This is a genomic window from Micromonospora sp. NPDC049089 (genome assembly GCF_040648775.1).
In the GTDB taxonomy this organism is placed as follows: Bacteria; Actinomycetota; Actinomycetes; order Mycobacteriales; family Micromonosporaceae; genus Micromonospora.
In genome coordinates this window covers 26,072-46,527 of sequence record NZ_JBEZEH010000013.1, presented here as the reverse complement: position 1 = coordinate 46,527, position 20,456 = coordinate 26,072, and the positions used below count along the sequence as shown (strand labels likewise).

At 66.8% G+C, this 20,456-nt stretch carries 19 protein-coding genes and 1 pseudogene; 16 read left to right on the top strand and 4 right to left on the bottom strand.

The window, feature by feature from the left end:
- Positions 1-10 precede the first annotated feature (10 nt).
- The 7 genes and pseudogenes from AB0B48_RS04545 (at position 11) to AB0B48_RS04515 (ending at position 3,716) form a co-directional block, all read left to right on the top strand.
- Positions 11-793 carry an aminoglycoside adenylyltransferase domain-containing protein gene (locus tag AB0B48_RS04545; protein WP_357195812.1) on the top strand — a complete coding sequence of 261 codons (783 nt, stop codon included), beginning with the start codon at positions 11-13 and terminating at the stop codon, positions 791-793.
- Between the two features lie 200 nt (positions 794-993).
- The gene (locus tag AB0B48_RS04540; protein WP_357195809.1) at positions 994-1,386 is read left to right on the top strand and encodes a YbaB/EbfC family nucleoid-associated protein; all 393 of its coding nucleotides are present in this window, start codon (positions 994-996) and stop codon (positions 1,384-1,386) included.
- Positions 1,386-1,700 carry a type VII secretion target gene (locus AB0B48_RS04535; protein ID WP_112585136.1) on the top strand — a complete coding sequence of 105 codons (315 nt, stop codon included), beginning with the start codon at positions 1,386-1,388 and terminating at the stop codon, positions 1,698-1,700. Before AB0B48_RS04540 ends, AB0B48_RS04535 begins: the two co-directional genes overlap by 1 nt.
- A 19-nt stretch (positions 1,701-1,719) precedes the next feature.
- Positions 1,720-2,445, top strand: a complete 726-nt coding sequence (locus AB0B48_RS04530) for a hypothetical protein (protein WP_357195805.1) — start codon at positions 1,720-1,722, stop codon at positions 2,443-2,445.
- 10 nt (positions 2,446-2,455) lie between these two features.
- A complete protein-coding gene (locus AB0B48_RS04525; RefSeq protein ID WP_357195802.1) occupies positions 2,456-3,082 on the top strand; it encodes an EndoU domain-containing protein in 627 nt (208 codons plus the stop codon).
- 22 nt (positions 3,083-3,104) lie between these two features.
- Positions 3,105-3,362, top strand: a complete 258-nt coding sequence (locus tag AB0B48_RS04520) for a hypothetical protein (RefSeq protein WP_357195799.1) — start codon at positions 3,105-3,107, stop codon at positions 3,360-3,362.
- Positions 3,363-3,544: 182 nt separating this feature from the next.
- A pseudogene (locus AB0B48_RS04515) lies at positions 3,545-3,716 on the top strand (DNA-binding protein).
- 216 nt (positions 3,717-3,932) lie between these two features.
- On the opposite strand, the gene AB0B48_RS04510 reads toward AB0B48_RS04515, so the two are convergent.
- Positions 3,933-4,274 (bottom strand): hypothetical protein, encoded by a 342-nt coding sequence (locus AB0B48_RS04510; RefSeq protein WP_357195796.1) that lies wholly within the window; start codon positions 4,272-4,274, stop codon positions 3,933-3,935.
- Between the two features lie 491 nt (positions 4,275-4,765).
- Positions 4,766-5,581 carry an ATP-grasp domain-containing protein gene (locus AB0B48_RS04505; protein ID WP_357195793.1) on the bottom strand — a complete coding sequence of 272 codons (816 nt, stop codon included), beginning with the start codon at positions 5,579-5,581 and terminating at the stop codon, positions 4,766-4,768.
- A gap of 138 nt (positions 5,582-5,719) precedes the next feature.
- On the opposite strand from AB0B48_RS04505, the gene AB0B48_RS04500 reads away from it, so the two are divergent.
- The 5 genes from AB0B48_RS04500 (at position 5,720) to AB0B48_RS04480 (ending at position 13,832) form a co-directional block, all read left to right on the top strand.
- Positions 5,720-6,385, top strand: a complete 666-nt coding sequence (locus AB0B48_RS04500) for a hypothetical protein (protein ID WP_357195790.1) — start codon at positions 5,720-5,722, stop codon at positions 6,383-6,385.
- Positions 6,386-6,888: 503 nt separating this feature from the next.
- Positions 6,889-10,467, top strand: coding sequence for a hypothetical protein (locus tag AB0B48_RS04495; protein ID WP_357195787.1), 3,579 nt, complete (start codon positions 6,889-6,891; stop codon positions 10,465-10,467).
- 257 nt (positions 10,468-10,724) lie between these two features.
- Complete coding sequence (locus AB0B48_RS04490; RefSeq protein ID WP_357195784.1) at positions 10,725-11,660, top strand: hypothetical protein; 936 nt, start codon at positions 10,725-10,727, stop codon at positions 11,658-11,660.
- Positions 11,661-12,240: 580 nt separating this feature from the next.
- Positions 12,241-12,507 carry a hypothetical protein gene (locus tag AB0B48_RS04485; protein WP_357195781.1) on the top strand — a complete coding sequence of 89 codons (267 nt, stop codon included), beginning with the start codon at positions 12,241-12,243 and terminating at the stop codon, positions 12,505-12,507.
- Positions 12,508-12,704: 197 nt separating this feature from the next.
- Positions 12,705-13,832, top strand: a complete 1,128-nt coding sequence (locus AB0B48_RS04480) for an EcsC family protein (protein WP_357195778.1) — start codon at positions 12,705-12,707, stop codon at positions 13,830-13,832.
- A gap of 16 nt (positions 13,833-13,848) precedes the next feature.
- Here the strand turns inward: AB0B48_RS04480 and AB0B48_RS04475 are convergent, their stop codons facing one another.
- Together AB0B48_RS04475 and AB0B48_RS04470 are read right to left on the bottom strand one after the other, a co-directional pair.
- Positions 13,849-13,986 (bottom strand): PEP-utilizing enzyme, encoded by a 138-nt coding sequence (locus tag AB0B48_RS04475; RefSeq protein ID WP_357195775.1) that lies wholly within the window; start codon positions 13,984-13,986, stop codon positions 13,849-13,851.
- A 432-nt stretch (positions 13,987-14,418) separates the two neighbouring features.
- Positions 14,419-15,006, bottom strand: a complete 588-nt coding sequence (locus tag AB0B48_RS04470; RefSeq protein WP_357195772.1) for a hypothetical protein — start codon at positions 15,004-15,006, stop codon at positions 14,419-14,421.
- A 760-nt stretch (positions 15,007-15,766) separates the two neighbouring features.
- Between AB0B48_RS04470 and AB0B48_RS04465 the strand changes: the two genes are divergently transcribed.
- The 4 genes from AB0B48_RS04465 to AB0B48_RS04450 all read left to right on the top strand — a co-directional run bounded on the left by AB0B48_RS04465 (position 15,767) and on the right by AB0B48_RS04450 (position 20,321).
- A complete protein-coding gene (locus AB0B48_RS04465; protein ID WP_357195769.1) occupies positions 15,767-16,990 on the top strand; it encodes a hypothetical protein in 1,224 nt (407 codons plus the stop codon).
- A gap of 185 nt (positions 16,991-17,175) precedes the next feature.
- Positions 17,176-17,862 (top strand): hypothetical protein, encoded by a 687-nt coding sequence (locus AB0B48_RS04460; protein WP_357195766.1) that lies wholly within the window; start codon positions 17,176-17,178, stop codon positions 17,860-17,862.
- A 1,091-nt stretch (positions 17,863-18,953) separates the two neighbouring features.
- Complete coding sequence (locus AB0B48_RS04455; RefSeq protein ID WP_357195763.1) at positions 18,954-19,691, top strand: hypothetical protein; 738 nt, start codon at positions 18,954-18,956, stop codon at positions 19,689-19,691.
- A 165-nt stretch (positions 19,692-19,856) separates the two neighbouring features.
- Positions 19,857-20,321: a barstar family protein gene (locus AB0B48_RS04450; protein ID WP_357195760.1), complete on the top strand. Its 465-nt coding sequence runs from the start codon at positions 19,857-19,859 to the stop codon at positions 20,319-20,321.
- Positions 20,322-20,456 lie beyond the last annotated feature (135 nt).

Genomic DNA, 20,456 nt, shown 5'->3' with positions numbered 1-20,456 from the left:
GGATGACCGGGTGGCACCAGCGGAGACAGTCCTGTCCGATCTTCGTGATGCGTGGAGTCCTGCGCTGGCCGGCAGGCTTCTGGGCCTTTACCTGCACGGCTCGCTGGTAGTCGGCGACTTCGCTCCGGACCGCAGTGACCTTGATCTACTCGCAGTGCTCGACGCCGACCCGGACGAGAACCTCCTCGACTTGCTCGCCAGACTGCACGCGAACCTTGACCGGCGACACCCGCAGTGGGCCGGCAGGATCGAGGTGGAGTACATGTCACTGGCTGCCGCGCGCGACGCGGCGCACGGCCGCGTCGGCCGCGACCATGTCATTGCCCGGGTCAGCCCCGGTGAATCGCTGCACCTGCTACCCGCCACCACCCACCGCGTCGTGACCTGGGCTGCGGTCCGCGACCACGGCCGCAGACTGCTGGGACCCCCAGCCGACACACTGCTACCCGCCGTCGACCCCGACCTCGTCCGCTCGGCTCTGCTGGACCACGTCCGCGACTGGCCGACCTGGGTGACCCACATGACCACCCCCGGAGCCCAGGCCTACGCGGTGCTCACCCTCTGCCGCGCCTTCCAACGCCTCCAGAACGACAGGCAACTGTCCAAACGGCAAGCCGCCGACGAGACCGTCAGCGCCCGCCCCCGGTGGGCACACCTCATCATCTGGGCACGCGACTGGTGGTACAACTCCGGCCAAGACACCGATCACGGCAGCGCCATCGACGTCCCGGCATTCGTGAACGAACTCAGCGCCACCATCCTGGCCTCGGAACGGGCCCCACACACCGGCTGACGGTCGCCGACGGAACCGTCGACCCAGTTCCTTGACCGCCGCCAGGTCGAGCAGGTCCAAAAGAGACGATCATCAGCATCCACATCGCTGAGATCCAAATCGATCAGATCACGCCGCATTCGCTCGGCAACCTGGTGTGGCGGGCCGTGGCTACACTGACGCCTCTAAATCCCCTGCTCGGCAACGGAAACGGAGGCGCGATGGCTAATCCGCTGTTGGACGCCGAGGATGCGCGGGAACGCCTGGAGGCATGGCAGGCCAATGCCGTGCGTCGGGCCGCCAACACGCAGGCCGCCGCTGCCGGCTTGCGCGCGCTGCGGGTCGCGGCCACCGACGCCCACGGGATCGTCGAGGTCACCGTCGACTCCACGGGGGCGATGGCCGACGTCCGGCTCTCCGCGCGGGTGCAGCGCATGAGCCTGGAGCAGACGCAGCAGGCGATCATGGGCGCCTATCGCAACGCGCGGGTCAAGCTCGCCGAGGCCGCCGCCGAGGTCGTGCGGGAGACGGTCGGCGCCGACTCGGCGACCGGCCGGGCCCTGCTGGCCGGATTCCGGACCGCCGACACCGAGGACGAAGAGGGGCGTTACTGATGCACGGGGGATTCGAGGTCGACGTCGAGGCGCTGCGCGCGCACGCCACGGCCATGTTGGCCATCCACGACCGCTTCGCCGCCGTCAAGGCCGCGAGCGGCACCATCTTCCAGGCCGACGATGCCTACGGGCAGCTCTGCCAGTTCTTACCGCCCATCCTGGAAGGACGCCACCGGGACCAGGACAAGGGCGTAGACATGCTCGCCGAGAACATCGCGCTGCTCGCCGCGGGAATCAAGAAAACCGCCGACGCCTACGAGCGGACCGAGGAGTCGACCACCGACGGCTTCAACTCCTTCCACTCCGCGACCTGAGCCGGCCCGGCGCCCTCTCATGACCAACCCACTGGTCGCCACGACCTCCGACATCCCCTCGACCAGCGCCGCGCACCGCGACGGCTGGACCGGCCTGCCGCTTGCCGACGACTACATGGGCATCAAGGACGCCATCGACTCCGGCAGCTGGATCGACGGCTCAATCGCGGGCTTGGGCGCCGCTCTCGACGGGGCGGCCATCGCCATCGACCCGTTCAGCACGCTCCTGTCGATGGGCATCGAGTGGGCCATCGAGCAGGTCGAGCCACTGAAGCAGGCACTCGACTGGCTCGCCGGTGATCCCCAGACCATCGAGACGCACGCCATGACCTGGGACAACATGGCAAATGAGCTGTTCTCCATCGCCGAGGACCTCAAGGCGCGGCTGGTCGGCGACCTCGACGGATGGCAGGGCACCGCCGCCGACGCCTACCGCGACATCCTGACCATCAACATCGACGTCGCCGGGATCTTCGCAGGCACGGCCGCCGGCATGGGTGCCGCGACCCGTGGCGCGGGAACCGTGGTGCAGATAGTGCGCGAGGTCGTGCGGGCCTTCATCGCCGACTGCATCGCCAAGGTCGTGGTGTGGCTGGCCGAGGTGGTCTTCTCTCTCGGCTTCGCCACACCGCTGGTCGCCTCCCAGCTCGCGGTCGCCGTCGTCCGCTGGACCGGCCGCATCTTCGGCTGGCTGATGGGCCTGATCGCCAGCCTCTCCGCCCTTCGCGCACTCCTCGACGTCTAGGCGGCCCTTGATGCGACAACTCATGGCGGCTCTGCGGACCACCGCCGTCCTGGTGGTCCTGTTCGCTGTGGCGGCTCTCCACAAGCACCCCTCAGGCCCCACCCCACCGCACGGCGGTGGCGGCGATGGCCCCAACCGTCCCAAGTTCAACCCGGGAATGATGCCCAAGCGCGTGGGACCAGCCCAGCAGCACGGCATCAAGCGCGCCGGGGAGGGCCGCCCGAAGGACGCCGACACATCCGAGCCCGAGGTACCCAAGAGGACCAACCCCTGGGACGACCCCGAGTTCGCCGACGCCAGGTACGACATGAAACGCTTCGGTGAGATGGGCGACGGGGCGATGGACAAGATCTGGGACGGCGACGGCATGGGCAGTGGCAACCACAAGCCCTCGTCCACCGAGCCCGGCAAGACGCTCTTCCCGCCCGGCACCACCAAGGAGCAGGTCGAGGGCTGGTTCAAGAGCATCGCCGCCAACCCCGACAGCCGCCCTCAGCAACGTTCCCACGGCGACGGCTGGCTCGTCACCGGCACCCGCGACGGCATCACCTTCGGCGTTACCCTGGACAAGGACGGCAGCATCTCCGGCGGCTTCCCGCTCAGCGGCGAGGGCGTCACCACCAACCCGAAGGCCTAGCCACCGAACCCACGGGAGACCCATGGAAGTCAACGATTTCTACCGGCGCAGCCACCAGATCACCGACCAGCTCGCACCCAGGATCAGCCCGAAGTACCGGCCGATCGTCCTGACCGCCGCCAGCGCCGGGGCCTGGGACCTGGCGATCCCGGAGCTCGTCGGCGCCCTGTCGGAGGAGGACGTCGTGATCACCACGGCGGAGAAGGACGCGCTGCGGGAGCTCATGGAGTTCCGCCGGGAGCCTCTGACCTACCTGGAGCAGATCCGGACCTCGGACTGACGGCCGAAGCGTAGAGCAGGCCCCTCGAACCCTGCACCGTGTCGACCAGCGGGCGTCCCAGACCATTTCGCGCGCCTCATCGATGCCTGCTGGCACCTCGGACGGCCCATGGGCACCGACACCGCCGCAAGTCAGCAACGCGAGAGCAGACGCATCGGTCGAGAAGTACGTGCCCACGAAGCCTGGCTCACCGGGGCCGCCGCACGAACCACGACCTCCGCCCCCGCTGGTACTCCCCCGCCGAGGTCGCCGTCCTGCTCGTCTTCGACATCTCCAAGGTCAAGATGAAGATCGCTACCGGCGAGCTGCGCTCTATCAAGGACGGCAAGTACGCGCCGCGTCCTCCCGAAGTAGGCCGACGACTACATCCGCGAGCAGGTCAAGCGGCAGGAGGCCGCCTGATGCCCGGACGCACCCTGGCCAACGGCGAAGGCCCGATCTTCCCCTACCGCAACGGCTTCGCCGCGTACGTCTGAGTCACCAAGCCGGACGGCAGGCGCACCCGGAAGTACGTCTCCGGCAAGACCCGCGAAGCAGTCATCCGAGGTCGTACGGCGTGCTGGTGCTCCTTCAGCTCTCGCTAGCGTTGACGGCTGGCAGGTCGAGGTAGGCCAGCAGCCGCAGGACTCCGGCAAGGTGTTGCAGGTCGTGCCAGAGCACCGGCACGTCGTCTGCCGGACGGCGCAGCAGTGCCTGTAGCTCTGCCACGTCGTCACTGCATTGCCCGACGTTGATCCCCGATTCCGGAACGTCTCTCAGCTCGAACGCGGTCTCCAGGTCGACGTTCCAGTAGAGATCGACACCGACGCCCGAAAGATCGATCTCCGCGCCGAACCGCTCCTCCACCATGTCCAGCAGCACGCCGCACACCCGGCGGAGGTCTTGGGCCCTCAACACGTCCGTCACGTTCACCGCCCCTCCCGGCAGCGCCACACACCCCGGCTGCTGTACAGGCAGCAAAAAGGCCACCTCCCGAACCCGGGAAGCGGCCTCTGAACTGCCAGAACTGAGAGTGGGCGATGCTGGTATCGAACCAGCGACCTCTTCGGTGTGAACCAGGACGCTGCATCCCCTCTGAGCTGCGGCAACGTAGAGCCGCAGGCAGGGGTGGGTGCAGTTGAGCGCCGTTCGACGCCGTTGGGCGCAGTTCAAGGCCGTTCAGGGCACCCCGCTGCTCCCAACCTGCTCCCCCAACCGGGCCCGCACCGGGCCGCCGACCGCCGACCGACCGTGAAATGCCGGCCCAGTACCCATGCTTGGCGCCAGCGCTGGCTCCCGCAGCCACATCGGTCGATGGGGAAGCACGTCCACGATCGCCGCGCCTTGTCAGCGGCATGAACGGATGTTCAGACACACAGTGCTGCCGTTCAGCGGGCCTAGACAAGCAGGGCCGTGATCATCGTTTAAGGTTCGATGGTGGTTGGTCGGTCGCTCACCTGCCCGTCGCCCAGTTCCATGACACGCCATACGCCGTCCGCGCGCAGAGCGAGGTCGACGGTGACGAAGGGCAGGCCGAGCCCGGCGATCATCGGTGCGACCGGGGCCAGGTCGATCCCGGCCGGCGCGGGATCGTGCGGGCTGTCGGGATGCGGTCCGATCAGGACGCACGCGCCGTCGACCCACCACGTACGTACTTCGGCGGAGGTGAACCGCTCGAAGCGCCGCAGTACGAAACCGCCCAAGAAGTCGTCGTCGCGCAGCTCTAGAAACCGGCTGGCCACGTTCCACGCAGCCGCGCCGTCCTCCAAGTCGGGGATGAACGCCGCCTCATTCCAGTAGTGCTTCATCGACTTGCTGTAGTCACGCAGCACCGCCGGTCCCGCGCCCAGTTCGACCCGCGCGCGGTCGAAGTCCGCCCGGTCCGAGCCCGTGATCCACGCCGAAGGCGGGGTGACCGCAGCCAGAGCGGCATACCAGCCGGGCAGCTCGTGTGCCCGCCGGTAGTGCTCAGCGGCGGTCCTCAACACCACACCGCGTTCGGCGAGCAGCTCGGCGAACGCGGCGTACCGCTCGCTCCGCAGCATCCAGCCGCGGTACACGGCCATACCGCTGCCCGAGACCGATGCGACCGCCCGTCGCGCATCTCCGCCCCGTGCCAACGCGTCGTGGTCGACCACCGCAACATCGATCCCGGCAGCACGGGCGGCCTGTGCCTCCGCCGCGAAGTGCTCGTCTGGGTGGCGCGGCCGTAGAGGGTTCGCGGGAACCAGAAGGATCACGCTCACATCCTGCCCCACGCGGCCGTTCGACCTCGAACTGTTATCCCGGCCGCCGCCCGAAACACGCAGGTCAGTACGTTTGGCCGAACTCGGGGACGCACGACGACGAATGTCCTACCTGCGTTGTACCTTGCCAGCATGGCGAAAGCAGGCGATTGGGTGGGCGACCTCGGCCACCTCATGCTCGCGGATACGGCGCTGAGCGAGTTGCTGATCGACATGCTCCGAATGCTCGACTACGGCCACCTATCTTCGATGCCGAAGCCACCAGACTCTGGGCTCACCACGAAGCAAGCGGCGAAGCAGGTACTCAAGTTTCAGGAGAGGTACCCGCGCCTAGTGCCCGACCGCGCCGGCGAGTGGTTGCTCGAAGTGCTCACCGCCGCCGATGAGCGCAATGAACTGACCCATGCAGTCGCGTTGAACCGCTGCATCAGTTGCGGGACCGCCACTCTCTTCCAGCATCCACGGACGGGAAGGTACATCGATCGGAGCGACGAGGCAGTACAGGCGCTCACAGAGAGGCTGCTGGACTTGCGCGAGGCTGGCGACGAGATCGCGGCACAAATCGCCAAGCTTGTGAACGACAACATCATCCTTGGGGCGATGCTGCTGGCGGACGACACCGGCGAGACGATCGTGCCCGAAACGGTCCACCCGCACATCGTCAACCACACCTGTGGCGACTGCACCGGGGACGGCCGCGCCACGGCGTCGGTCGTTCTCCAAGTGGGTGGCGTCGAGGTTAAGCCGACGGGGTTGACCAAGGTCCTCCTTGAAAATCGTAGAGCGGGCGAAGGGTAAGACACGTGAGGATCGCAAACGCTTCGGCGGGATTGCGCACGCATTGCGCTCAAGGCCGGCCAGTGCGATGACCTGTGCTTTCATACGGGCCCAGGTCCCATCGGCCGCCCAGCGGGTGAAGCGTTGATGGGCGGCCTTCCATGGCCCGCGGGGTCGGGGTGATGGCGTTGGCGTTCGGTGTCTCCGCAATCTACGTCCGGTTCCCATGTCGGCCCGTCCCCGACCGTGTCCGTAGTCGCGCCGCTCGACTGGCTCCGTATTGCCGGTGTTCCTGAACGGGTGAAAAGACGTGTGTTCGGCGGAGGCGAGGGCTATCCTTCCGCCCCGGAGATGGTCGGCGGTTTCCGGTGCAGGACAGGGGGGCAACCGTGGGCAAGGGCAAGAAGGGCGCGCGCCCACCGTTGGATCTGCGTCGGCGGTTAGCGGCGCGCGACCAGGCCAGTCTCCTCAGTCTGCTAACTGCGGCGGGGGCCAGTCCGGCAGTGCGTCACCGGTGGCCGTCGGTGGCGCTGCTGCTGAACATGACCTTGCGCAGCGCCCGTACCGGAGGCCGCCCGGTCAGTGGGCACGAGCTGCCGGCATTGCTGCGCGATTGTCTCCGAGACGAGCCGATGGTCCGCGGTCAGGAGGACTTCCTTCCCCAGGATCCGCGTGAGGTGGTGCTTGCTCGTGCCGGTCATACGCTGGTGCGCCTGTTCCCCGGCTCGGTGGAGCGCCCGGTCGCGGATATCGCACGGTGGGCGCTGGTCGCCGAGGCGGTCGACCGGGTACTGATTCCCCGCTTGGGTTTCGGCGTGAACCACTACGTCGAGTTGGCGTTGCGCTATACCGATCACGTGATCGGTATGCTGGCGCCATCGTGGCCTGCGGGCGACGACCTCGCCGAACGGGTGACAGCCGTTGAGCTGGAGGCGGCCGCCACGTTGATGGACACGCCGATTCCGCCGCGGTTGGGGCTGACACCTGAGATGCGGGCAGCTGCCTCGTGGGCGACAGCCGCCTCGCCCCGCGTGCTGCCGTTCGACCTCAACGACCGGCAAAGCATCTTCGGCCGCCACCTCGCCGTCGATTTGCCGCAGACGGGCGGGGCACCGGCTCGCACCTTCTGGCTTCCGCCAGCCTGGCTGCCCGAGGCCACCGGTTATGGGGTGGTCGAGCTCAGTACCTACGCACACGACGACATCGACGCCAACATGCGGTTTGCCCAGGTGGCCGCTGACCAGGTGCGCCGCGCGTTGCACCCGTTCTCCGACGCTGTTTACGGGGCTCCGGATCTGTCTGACGGCCCGTGCGTGTCCCCGAAAGACGCGGTGCAGTGGATCGCACGCTGCGGTGACAACCGCGCGATCGCGGTTCAGCTGTTCACCTCGTTGAGCGGACGCTCCCCGCGGGTGCCGGGCGCGCCTGCAGCGGTACGCGCCGCCAGGACCGCGCGACGCTACCCAGACCGGCTGGTCAGCATCGAGCTCGCCGTCGGTACTGCCCGGCTGGAGGCCGGCTTGGAGATCGTGCCGCTATTGGTCTTCGCCTCGCCCGGGCACATCGCCGTGCGGCAGCTGCCAGAGGCGGCGAGCATGTCGCTCGATGATCTGCTCTGGGCCGCGTCAACGATGGACAACGATACGGACTTGTTTCTGTTCTGCCGGGAAATGGCCAGCCCACGGCGTCCGCAGCTGCACGTGTTCGAGGCCGTCAACATCTGGCAGTCATGGCAGGCGAACGGTAAATCCCTGCATCCCGGCGCTGTCGCGCCCACGCTGATCTCGGTGGCGCCGCACCAAGCGGACGAGGAATGGTTGCGCAGCGCTGGCCGGGCGGCGCTCGAACAGACCCTGACGGTGCTCGACCTGCCCCCGGTGCGGGACTGGGCAAGTGTTGCGGGCTCTGGTGATGGCCCGTTTCAGGTTTACGGCTGGTCGACGGCTGCCCTCTGCCATCAGGCGTGGGGGCCGGTCACCGACGAGCGTTTTCTGGAACCGGTCGGGTGGACTCTGCATACCGGCCCGGTTCCGGTGGCGTTGCGCTGCCTGCAGCCGGACTGGAAGGGTAACGCCCGCGATTTGCTGCACGATCTCGCCGGAGCGTTCGCGTTCGCGATTGGTCACATCGCCGATACCTGGGCGCAGGCACACGCCGGGTCCGGTGTCACCGGATACGTCATCGATCTTGAGCCGACGGAGGCCGGCGAGCCCGCCGGGGACACCCTGGCGGTCGCCTCAGTCGGACGTGGCGATGGTGCAGCGCCCGATGTGGTTACCGCACGGCTGGTGGTTGACTGGGCGACGTTCGGCGACCTCGCTGCCGCCGACAGCGGCGCAGGCCGTGACATGATGGCGGCGGCGATGCGTCAGGTCATGATCGGCGCCGGGCTCAGCCTCAGCGTGGGTGACGCTGTTGCCCGGGCGTGGCAGGCCATCGCCCCCACCATCCAGGTGGACATCAACGAAGACACGAGCGCTGCGGCGCAGCTGCTTGCTTCGCCCTGGCCGATCGATGAGGCGCTGGTTTCCGCCGCGGACCGGGTGGTTGCCGCAGCGGTACGCGCGGCCGGCGTTCAACCCGGCATCTACCACGGGGCCGAAGCCAAGAAACTCGACCGTGACGTCCTGGCCCCGGCCGCGCTCACAGCGCTCACGCGCCTGCTGGCCCGCTACGACGTCAATGAGGTCGTGGCGGTGGGTATGCGGCAGCTCGACCGGGCCGTCGCGGACAAACGCCGCAGAGCTGCGGACATCCAGCGGGCCCGGCGCATGACGCTAACCTGGGACCCCATCGCCCACGCCGAAGACATCGACCGGACCCATCTGACGCTGCGCCGCTGCAGCGAAACCGTCGTTGAGGCAGCCCTCCGTACCGAGCCGAGCGGATCAGCGCCGGTGGACAAGCTGGCCTACATGGAGATCATCGCGGCCGCACACGCCTACCTGCAAGCGACCAACCGCAGCGAACTCGTGCACCACCAGCTCAACCCCACCGCGCTGACAATCAGCGAATCGTTCGCGATTCGGACCGCGATAGACTCCGCCGCCACCGGTGCTGGCACCAGCTCGACCTACCGCTTTGACGCCGACGCCTACCGGCACGCCCGCCTGACCGATCTTCTCGGGCCCGCTAAGCGCGACGCCGACGACGACACCGCCACTGCGGAAGCCGCCGTACTGACCACCATCGACGACGCCATGCTGCGCGCCTACGGCACCAGCGGCACCGACCTGCTCACTACCCTGCTGGCGCTGACGCAATGGCCGGTGACCACCGAAGGCGACCACATCGCCCGCGCCGATACCGGCAGCGTGATCCAGCACGTGCTGGACACCACCGTGCTCGGCGAGCAGCCCGACGGACCGGACCGCATCCGCGCCGCCGTCGACCTGCTCACCAGCAGCACCACCACCATGAACGCCACCGACTGGAAACCATGGCACGCCCGCAGCCGTCAGCACCGCCTGCTCACCCAGCCGCTCGTAGCCGGCTCCGACGGGGCCCTGACGATCTCTCCGCACCTGTGTTACGCCGTGTTCGCCGTCTACGGCAACTACCTCTCGCAGGGAGTGCTGCCGTGGACCCAGCCACCACCGCGACCGCCCGTCGATAAGGCTCTGGACAAATACCGCGACCGGCGTAACCGCCAACTCGAACACGATGTCGCTGCCCTACTTACCGACGCCGGTTACATCGTGAGGGAACGCATCAAGCCCAGCGACCCGCAGCGACTCGGCGTCCCGGAACTGAGCACCGAGATCGACGCGGTGGCAGGCAGGCCCGGCTCGTACACCCTGTGGCTGCTCGAAGCCAAGGACTCTGCCGACACCGTCGTCACCCCGGAGGTGCGCAGGCACCTCGACACCTTCTACACCGGCCACCGCAAAAGCCCGGCCTACGCCGCGCAGCTCGACCGTAAACTCGCCGACCTGCAACCGCATGCAGCGCAGGTGGCCGTGGCCCTGGGCCTACCGCCCGCCGAACCCGGCTCCTCGTATGAGGTCAAAGCCATGTTCGTCACCCGCCGCCCGGTACCGGCCTCCTTTGTCGGCTCCGGCTACCGCTTCACCACCCTGACGACACTGCTGAACGACCTCTAGAGAGACTGACCAGCGTGGGGCAGATCGCGCTGGTCACGCACCACGAACCGACCGGCTAGAAACTGCCTGGTGCCCCACAGGCAGCGGCAATGAGGGCGTCCCTGCATCGCACCACTTCGTCACCATATCAATCCGGCCGGCGTTTTTCCGGACCCGATGTCCAGTGCTCGCTCCTTTCTCATCCGAGGTACACTAATGGCCAAAGTGTGGCTAGATGATGAAGGATTAGAATGCCGCGGTCAGACGAGCATAATTTCGTGACTGAGACCTTTATCGACGTTGCGCGCGACCTATCTCGATCAGAGTTGTATGGCTACGGAGAAGCGGATCGCGGCACGTTTGATTTTGCCTGTTGTCTGACCGCCAATCACGCCCGTCAGGTCATTGGGCAAACACTTACACACCATGCGGCAGGAATCGACAAAGACCTAGCCTCCCTTCTTCTTGAGTCAACAACGGATGTGCCTGTCTACCTGTATTCGTACGATGCGCGTAATGAGGGGCGCATTCAAGAGTTCCTCCACAGGGCGCGCCGGAGTCTCCCCGACCGCGTAGGCTTGCTGCGGCTCTTCCGCTACCCGGCGTTCGACGCCGATATCGACAGCGAAAGAACCGCAGTCGCCAGGGCGATACGGAATCAAGTCCTTGATGATCTCGTCATGAACATACTGTTCGGACGACTCCAGGCCGCAGACGTCTCGCTGTTCCTGCAAGGGACCAGCATAAGCGGGCTTCTGCTTGCGGCACTTGAACACATTGCCCTCAACGGCTTCTTCAACTTTCCGGAACTTGGACGGTCTCTTGGCGCCAACCCAACCACCCTGAGGCCGCGCGTACAGACACTTCTCACTGCGGGCTTGCTTGTACAAATGCCAGGGAATTCCATGTTTTCAGCGACACCACGTGCTGGCATCTTTTTGCGTATATGCTCACTTCTTGCTCGGGATCGGGGAGCCTCAACCGAGCTTGCCTACATCTTGGACCGACTCGATCTCGGCAACCACAGAACGCATCCATCTATAATCCCGGCCGAAAGCGAACTGCTGAGGGTTCCATATAGTGCGGACGGAAAGCGGCTCAGGCTGCTGAATGAGATTCGAAATGCTCGGGAAAGGTTCGGAGCAGATCTAACGTCCTTCGGCTTTCAACTTGCCGACCCGCATGCCGAGCCGGGGCGATGGATAGGGAGATAAAGCATCTTCCTGGCTGCGTTGGCAGGCCGTCGCGGACTACCACCTTTCACACTCATCTCGGCAGTTCCGAATACTGAGCAACGGTGAAGAGGACTACGTTGCGTGGTGGCACGCCGCCTATCCCCGGGACGATCAGCGGCATGAGCGCAAACGTGAAAAAGGTGTGCGGGATCGGGGGTTGCGCCCGCGGAGCGGCGAGGTCACTAGCCTTTCGATCTGCTGCCGCCTAGCAGCAACGCCGACGGCAAGGTGCGTGGGTGGTTGGCGCGGGTCGGCCGTCGAATCCGTTCAGCCGGGCGCTGGTGCCCGGCTGAACGGGTGGCAGGTCGACACGCCCGGATGATGGGCTCACCCAGTTAGGCGTCAACCGCATGATCATGGAGCGTTTGACCTTGGCCCACGGCCGATCGAGGATCGGTCCCTCCGGCTGCTTACCGACGAAGAACGCCGCGATGTCACCTACCACCGTCCGGGCCCGGCTTGGTGACCTGCCGTTCAACTGGTTCGACTGACCTGCCCGTTAACACTTCGCGGCAGATGCGGACGCCGCCTCCTGGCCGGTCTCGGTGAGACTGTATTGGTGAATGAGGTGACGCTGTCCGTACCTGGCTACGACTCCCAGCGAGGTGTTATCGCACCGGCTGAAGGAGGATCCATCGTCGTTGAAGTCCGCGACGGCACCGTCGAGATCTTCGGCGACTCGGCCGGGCTGCGGGATCTCGCCCGGTGGTGTCTGGCGCTGTCCGATCCGACCGCTCCGCCCGGAGCGCATGTCCACCTCGACCCTGGCGTCATGCCGATGTCCCTGGAATCCAGTCCGCTGATGCTCGCTCGCGAGCGCGGGTGACCGCATTCAGTAACCCAGGGTCGGCGGCAAATCCACGCACGTGATCATGTCAAGGGTCATGGATCGCGACGCTGTGTGTGGGACAAAGCTGGGTCGGTTCATAGCCCTGCACCACTTGGTTAACGCCGATCGGGCCAACGCCAATTCGGCCGCCTACCTGATCATTCGCGGCGGTTCAGGCCACTAACCTGGGCAACATGGCAGAACCCTCGGAGTACGAGCTCGCGGCGTGGCGTGACATTCAGCGGTTCAAGGGCAGGCCCCTGTCGGCCGCGTTGCGCAGCGCCGGCGAGGGCGTGTCCAACGGCGCCGCGGCACTCGGTCGGCGTGCGGCGACGTACCTGGAAAACCACCCGGGAGCTCAATCAGTCGTGTCGCGGGGGCGCGGCATTGCTGCCAAGGGTGCGAGCGCCATCGGCACTGGGGCTCGCAAAACCGCCGGCGTCCTCCCCACCAGCGCGACGGACTGGAGTGGCAGTGCTCTGGGCGCGATGCAGCGAACGGTGGCGAAGATTTCGCGAGCCGGGCTCTCGCCCAAGCGGGTGGTGGAGCTCCACCAGAAGCGCGGGCACGACGTCACCAAGCTCTCCGACCTACGGCGTCTCGACCTCGAGCAGATCCACGCGGTCCGCGGGCGAGCTTTAAGCTGGTACTACCCGGCTACTGCCGCAGTCTCGGGGATGGGTGCGGGGCTGGTGATCTCGGGAGGCGAGCTGGCTACCGCGGTCTCCGGCGGCGCGGCGGCGGCGCCGTCGGGAGGTGCCATCGTCGGCGCTCTCGCCGGCGACGCCGCCATCGTCATCGGACTCGCATCGCGCGCAGTCGGCCATGTCTCGCTGCTGTACGGCTACGACCCAGAAGAGCCGGCCGAGAAGCTCTTCGTGCTGTCCGTCGTCAACGCCGGGACGGCCGCGTCCGTCGGCGCGAAGAACGCTGCCTTCGCCGACATCTCGCGCCTCACCCAGGCACTTGTCCGCGGTAAGACGTGGAAGGCTCTGAACGATTCGGTCGTCGCCCGGATCGCCGGACGGTTCGCGGAAGCGGTCGGCCACACCCTCACCAAGAAGGGTCTCGGCAAGGTCGTTCCGGTAGCCGGAATCCTGGTCGGCGGCACCCTCAACTGGACCACCCTGGAGGGAATCGTCGACACCGCCGAAATGGCGTACCGGCGCCGGTTCCTGCTGGAAAAGTACCCTCAGCTTCTGGACGAGGAGCCAATCGAAGTCTTCGTTGTTGAGGACACGGACGACCCGAACGACGTAGTCGACGACGGGTTCAGCGTGCTCGGCGAACTTGCCGTAGAGGGCGGACCCGACCTGCGCTGAATCCGGTGCTGGCCGCCTACGGCAGGAACTCGACGACGCCGTCGGTGCCGTGCAAGCGAATGCGCTGGCCGTGACGGATCGGGCGGTTGGACCGCTCGACGCCGATGACGGCCGGCAGGTCGTACTCCCGGGCAATGACAGCGCGATGGGTCATCAGCCCGCCAACCTCGGAGACCAAGCCAAGCGTTCCTCATGGCCGAGACCGGTGGCATCCGCTCATCGGCCATGAGCGGAATCCGCCCTACCGCCTCTACGAGGACGCCAACGCTGACGCCTTCGGGCCCGCCGAAGAGATCTCCAGCTTAGAGGGCCAGCTCAGGACGTTGCGTGTGGGATCGGTGTCTCGAGAGACGAAACTTCGGCGGACTCCGGCAATCTCACCCGCAACGCTTCACCGCACGACCTGCGGTACTGCGCCGCCACCTACCTCAAAGTTATCCAGAACTCCTGGGCCACTCCTCCGCCGCCATGACCGACGTCTACACCTCCGTCATCGTCGAACTCGACGTCTAACACGCCAAAGCTGAAGCCGCCGCCATGCTGCTCTACCGTCACCGGCAACAGCCAGCCACATAAGCGTCGTCTGCTAGCCGCCCTCGCTACAATCGGGAGCTTCCTGCCGCGTCCCGGGAATCTCCCGCAGCGCGAAGGCGGGATCGATCTGAATCGGTGGCCTGTCCCCCTCGTCGAGCGGAACGGGCGCCCGTACCGCCCCGAACTGAATGCTGTCCACCGTCGTGATACGCCACCAGCCGACGGTGTCAAGGAACCGCATGCTCATCGGCCGGTCGTGCGCCGGGGCCTTCGGTTGGCTGGTGTAGTCGTCGTACAAAACCCGCACTGTCAGTATCGAGCACGGCGGGGCGTTGAGATTGCCGCCGTAGAGGACGTGCGGGGTCGGCTTCACGCTCACCTGGGCCATCTCGAAATGGATGCGCATGATCGGCACAGGCGACCGGTTGTAGATTACGAAAGTGGGATATGTGTTCACCTCATCAGGCGCTCGGTCCGCGTACCAAAAGGACACCCGGGCGGCGTACCGCTGCTCGTACCGCTCATTCTCAATCTTGGCTAGCCCCAATTGCGCCTGGTTGATCTTCAATTGCGACCGGTTGATCTCTTGCTGATCTCGAAGCGTCCAGAAGGCGATTCCGAGAGCCAGCAGGGTGAGCACCGACGAGACGACAGCCAGCCACGTCTGCACCCGACCGCTGACGGCTGAAGGCGGCGCCACCGAGCGACGCGGACGGCGGCGCGCCGCGACAGCTCGAACTCGCGGCGCTCCTCGGGGCACAGGGCTCTCCTTCCATCGAGACCCTTCATCTTGACCCGAACCTGCAAGAATTGCCTCCGCCGACCAATCACCACAGGGTGACCTGACGTCCGTTCGTTGTTTGACCAACGCCACCTGCTCACGGTCACCCTCGCTCGATCTTTGCCCCACCAATATTCCCGTCGCGCCCCGACCAGTCCGTACCACAACCAGTCGACCAGCCGTGCCTCGACTGGGACGGCCAGCCAACGGCGCCGCTCACGCCGCCCGGTCTGCTGCCGGCCAGCGGCGACGGCGTCGCGCCCGAACGGCGGGACCAGCGGCTGCCTCAAACTCGCTTAGTACCATCGTGAACTGCTTCGGCTTCTCGAGGACCTGCTCGGGCACGACGAAGGCAGCGGCGTCACCGCTCCGAGCGGTAGGGGCGGAGCGTCGCCGCTCACGCCGATCGGTAGGCGGTCAGTGAGCAAACAGCCCCCACCGCCCGCAGCAACCGGTCACGGTCGTCATCCGAGCGGCGAGCCCGACGAGACAGGCGATAGCGCTGTTGAGGTCAGAGCGGTCAGCACGATGGCCATCCTCGATGGAAGCTACCCTTGGTAGCTAGCGTGTAACCCGTTGCTCCGTCGGCTGCGAGCAGGACCACCGCTTAGGGGGACCCGTGAACCGACCAGTCTGGGAACACCTCGACCCGCTCGCCTTCAACGACGGTGTGTTCTACGTGCCGGCCGCGGTCGAGTTGCAGCCGCGACTCACGCTCTGGGGGCACCCCGACCAACCCGATCTGCGCGAGCGGCTGGCCAACGACCGCCCCCACGGCATCGGTGGTAAGAAACTGCTTTGCCTGCTTTGCATGCGCTACCAGTCCCAAAGAGGGCTGCCCCGCACGCCGGTATGGCTGACCTTCGTAGAAGGCCGGCACGGCCCGGTATTCCGACACGAGGACGGCCGTTCCCCGCACCCGGAACACCAGCCCGAGACCGACACCCACAAGGCGCTCAAAGAGCGCAAGGCCCGCACATGGGAGTCCGCCGGCGGCACGGTGGAGGTTGAAGTGTGGCGGCCACGCGCCCGCCGCCGACCGGACGTCCTGGCCATCGGCCCGGTCCTAACGGTCGCCGGGGAGATCCAGCACTCTAAGGAAACCCCTCGGACTATCCGGGCCCGACAACGAGCGCTCCGCAGGGCCGGAGACCGGGTGGTGTGGACCACCGACCGCGGCGCCGACGACATCGCGTTCCTGCACCCGGTGCCACACCTGTCCGTACCGGCCCTCGACGACCACCGCATGTACCTGTCCGAGACCCGCCTGGAGGTCGGCGCGGGTGCCATCCCGTTCCAGCCGCACGGGGGGGGCGGGGCGCACCGGGGGCCGGCCCCCCCCGGGGGCCCGTCCACCCGCAAGACCATGCCGTGCGGCCGGTTGCACCTGTACCCGACGCTCAACCCGTACAGCTACAGCCGGCAAAAGGCCGCCACAACCGCCATATTTCCCTGTGGCCCTCGCCTTCACCTCGACCACCTACTCGAAGGCATCTTGCATGGGGCTTGGCTGCCCTACCGGCACCGCGACCGCGTTAGCTGGATCCCTGCCGATGCTCACAGCACGGTCGCCGGCGAACGGGGCGGGACCGTCGAGCTCGCCGAAACCGCAAGCGACCCCCGGCGCGACGAGACGGCAAGACGCGCCTGCGAACGGCGATACGGTCCCGACGCCACGCAGGCCGAAACGTCCGAGGCGAGAACCCTGCCCTTCTGCTGCGGTAACAAGCCGCCCGGACGAGCCGGTCAGCCGCTGGTCCTCGCCTGCCAGCTCTGCAGCAACTCCCCTACCTACTGGCGCCGAGAGGAACTCGACGGGACGCAGTCCAGCGCCCACCAATGATCTGGCCCTCAGACCCGGACGCCCGAGGCCAACCTACCTGACCTCGACCTCGAGGAGGTGTCGGTACTGCTGGCCACGCTGTCAGTTGCAATCACCGTCGGCGGCAGATCCGGGCGGGGGTTCTCGGGCACGGTAGCGGGACCTACGCTGTCGTCGCCGGTCTGGCTGAGGCACTTGGGGTTGCGGTGAGTTTTGACCTGTACGTCTGGCACGAGGACCAACCAGTCACTACGGCCGAGGCGCGAGCAAAGCTGGAGCGTTGGGGAGACGGCGGACAAGAAGTGTTCGCCGCGCATCCCGCCGTAGGGCGGTTCTATGACGCACTGCTCGATCGCTTCCCGCCGCTGGAGAGTCTCGGCGATGATGACGTCGACCGGCTCGGAGTGTGGAGCATGACTCCCGAGCGTTCCGACGCGATTCTGACCGTCTCGTGCGTCTGGTCGCGAGCGAACGAGGTCGGTACCGCCGTCCTGACTCTCGCCGCCGAGCACGGCCTGATCTGCTACGAACCGGGCTACCACGTCGTGAACCCCAACGCGCCGGGCCACGCAGCCCTCTTTTCGCTCTCGTCGGAGAGTCTGCCGACGATGCCCGACCCCGACGCGGGCCGATTGGAATGGATCATCGGCCAGGTCGGCGAGAACGACGGCTACGTGATTCTCGAACGCGCCGATGGGTGGTTCGTCCAGGTGGGCTACGGCGACGCTGCCGGAGCACCCGCCGGGACATACGCACTCGAGTATCAGGAAGGTTCCATCGACCGGCACTTCCGCTGCCAGACCACCGACCGCGAAGCAGCCCTGCGGCTCCTGCAGGAATTCCGAGCCGGCCACGAAAGGTGGAAACGCCGTCACCTGTGGGAACCACTCTGACCAGTCCCCCAACTGCCCATCCAACCGTCGCAGGTGTCCGGACGCGTACGCACGGCAGAGTCTCACCGCACCGAGGCGCGACCGACGGCATCCGAAGGTACGTCTGCTACGAGCCTGATCATGCGCACTGTTCTCGGCATGAGCGGAGCCGCTCCACCGCCTCCGCCGGGGTGCCGACGCTGACGCCTTCGGGTCCACCGAAGAGGTCTCCAGCCTGAAAGGCCTGCTCAGGACGTTGCCCGTGGGATCGGTGTCTCGAATGACGGAACTGCGGCGGACTCCGACATGTTCACAGGCAACGCTCCACATCGGTCTGCAGCACGCCTACAGACGTCGCCTTAGGCGAACCGAGACACCGGCCGGCGCCAGCCATCCCGGTGGCAGCAACGCCCGACCACTTCGCTCCTCGCTGGGAGGTCACACCGCCCCCCTTGACCGCATCACCACAGGCCAGAGACCTCGTCCCCGTCCGGCGTCGGTGAGCACTTCGGTCCCAGTGACCTCTTCGCCAGCCTGCACCCAATCTGCTCCCAGTCGCAAGGCCGGGCCAGCCAACGGCTCCTTACCGCTTTGAGCTGCGCACAGTCCCCTACCAGGCGACATAGAGCGCGGTCAGCTCCTGCGCAGAACCGCTGAGCACTCCGCGGGAAGCAGGACGCCGCACCCACTCTGACCTGCAAAAACGCGAAGCCGCAGGCAGGGGTGGGTGCAGTTACGTGCCGCCCGGTGCCGTTCGGTGCGGTTGAGGGCCGTTCAGTGCACCCTGTTGCTCCCAAGCTACTCCCCGATCCAGGGCTCACGCGGTTGTTGCGGCCAGGCTGAGACGGACCGTCCTGCAGGTCGCTCGTTAGAAATCGTGGCCCGCTTGCCGGAGCCGCACTGGGTAACGCCGACGCCCCGGCCAGCGACCGTTAGGCTCGGTCGCTCCCGCCCCGCTCCCACGGCCCGGTCGTCAACCGGACGTGCTCAGGAATGCCGCGCCTTATCAGCGGCAGAAGAGTGAACGTCGACGCGAGCAGACCGCTGCCGTACCGACCTGTGCTCGGGAGAAGCGGGAGTGGCGTCGGGGATCGGCGTTTACCATTCGGGGCGTGCCGACTTACGAGGAACTGACGGAGCTGAGTCGTCTGCCGGACCCGTCTACCCTGCTGTTCAGCGCACGGTCGGGCGCGCCAGCGCAGGGCCAGCCGGGCCGCCGCGAAGCGGTCGAGCACTGGTCGTTCCTCGCGGGCCGTGACGGCTACACCGTCACGCCGCTGGACACGCGTTCCGCGCATGGCAGTGCAACGTACTGCGGTGACGTGGATATCGACGGGCTGGTCTACCAGGTGCACCGAGGGCCACGCCGCCGGATCGTGCAGGCGTGGATGGACAGTGAGGGCGCCTGGCAGGGCAGGTTCGTGCTCGACGACGCGATCTGGGCGGTACCCGTACCGCCGGAGCCGGAGCCGATCGACTGCCCGTGGTGCGCGGGCGGCCCGCCGGACACGCTCCGGTTGGCTGGTTCGGGGCCGGTCGACGGCATCTTCTCGGTCTGGGTGGCCGAGCACGCTGATGGCACCGGGCGCGGGATCGTCATCCAGCACGACCCCCATGAGGATGAGCCCGACACCGTGTGCTTCGAGCCCGCCCACAGTGTGGTGGAGGCTGGCCTCCGCGGGTGGGCGCTGTCCGACGACGAGCTGGCCCTGCAGTTCACCGAGGTTGCTGCCAGCGAGTTGGAGATCCCCGACGTCGATGGTTGGCTGCGGTTCCGGCTCGCGGTGAAGCCGGCGGCGCGGCGCAAGCTGCGGGCCGGGCTGGAGAAGATACTCCAGCTGTCCAGTTGACGGCCCCGCACGCCTATGGGTGCGTCCTTCGCGGCAGATCCGGTCCTACGGTCGAGGCCTGCCCGTCGTGCAGTGCTGCCTCCCGGGCGCACTGAAGACCATGGGAGACACGGCGTGCGCGAGGCCGCTGAGCTCGTGGAACTACGTCGAACGTGGTGGGGCTGAATGATAAGCAACTGGTGGAACGGCTCCACAGATCAGCTCGCGGTCTGCTCGCGCAGTTCCCTGGTCGAGCTGGCGGCGGTGCTACCGGCAACGGGCAGGTTCGTCGTTGCCCGGCTTGATGGAACGAGGATGACGGATGCGGACCACGCCTTCTACGAGTTCTCCGATGCGCTGCTCTTTCCCGGCTACTTCGGCTGGAACTGGGACGCGTTGTCCGACTGTCTCCGTGATCTGAACTGGTTGCCCGCGGACGGGTATCTGATCGTTGTCGAGAACGCGCCCCGGTTGCTGTCGAGCAGTGCCGAGGATCGGCACACGCTGTTCCGGATCCTGTCGCAGGCCGTTCATTACTGGGCGAGCCCGTTCGGCCAGCCAGAGTTCAAGGTGCTGCTGCTGTGCGAGCGCGACGACGAGGCGGCGCTGTTGCGGCAGGAGATCGCCGGCGCAGTCCATAACATGCGGTGAGATCGTCGATACTCGTGACGCCGCCTGCCATCCGCTCATCGGCATGAGCGCACGGGCCGACCTGCAAGCCCGCGGCCGAGCGGCGGATAGGGTCTGCCGCCGTCTGACAACGCGGGCCGGCGTCGGCCTCTCACT

Bases quoted from the DNA above. Each gene is read 5' to 3' on its own strand.
- AB0B48_RS04540 (WP_357195809.1), top strand. From the start codon at position 994: ATGGCTAATCCGCTGTTGGACGCCGAGGATGCGCGGGAACGCCTGGAG.
- AB0B48_RS04535 (WP_112585136.1), top strand. From the start codon at position 1,386: ATGCACGGGGGATTCGAGGTCGACGTCGAGGCGCTGCGCGCGCACGCC.
- AB0B48_RS04530 (WP_357195805.1), top strand. From the start codon at position 1,720: ATGACCAACCCACTGGTCGCCACGACCTCCGACATCCCCTCGACCAGC.
- AB0B48_RS04525 (WP_357195802.1), top strand. From the start codon at position 2,456: ATGCGACAACTCATGGCGGCTCTGCGGACCACCGCCGTCCTGGTGGTC.
- AB0B48_RS04520 (WP_357195799.1), top strand. From the start codon at position 3,105: ATGGAAGTCAACGATTTCTACCGGCGCAGCCACCAGATCACCGACCAG.
- AB0B48_RS04500 (WP_357195790.1), top strand. From the start codon at position 5,720: ATGGCGAAAGCAGGCGATTGGGTGGGCGACCTCGGCCACCTCATGCTC.
- AB0B48_RS04480 (WP_357195778.1), top strand. From the start codon at position 12,705: ATGGCAGAACCCTCGGAGTACGAGCTCGCGGCGTGGCGTGACATTCAG.
- AB0B48_RS04475 (WP_357195775.1), bottom strand. From the start codon at position 13,986: ATGACCCATCGCGCTGTCATTGCCCGGGAGTACGACCTGCCGGCCGTC.
- AB0B48_RS04450 (WP_357195760.1), top strand. From the start codon at position 19,857: ATGATAAGCAACTGGTGGAACGGCTCCACAGATCAGCTCGCGGTCTGC.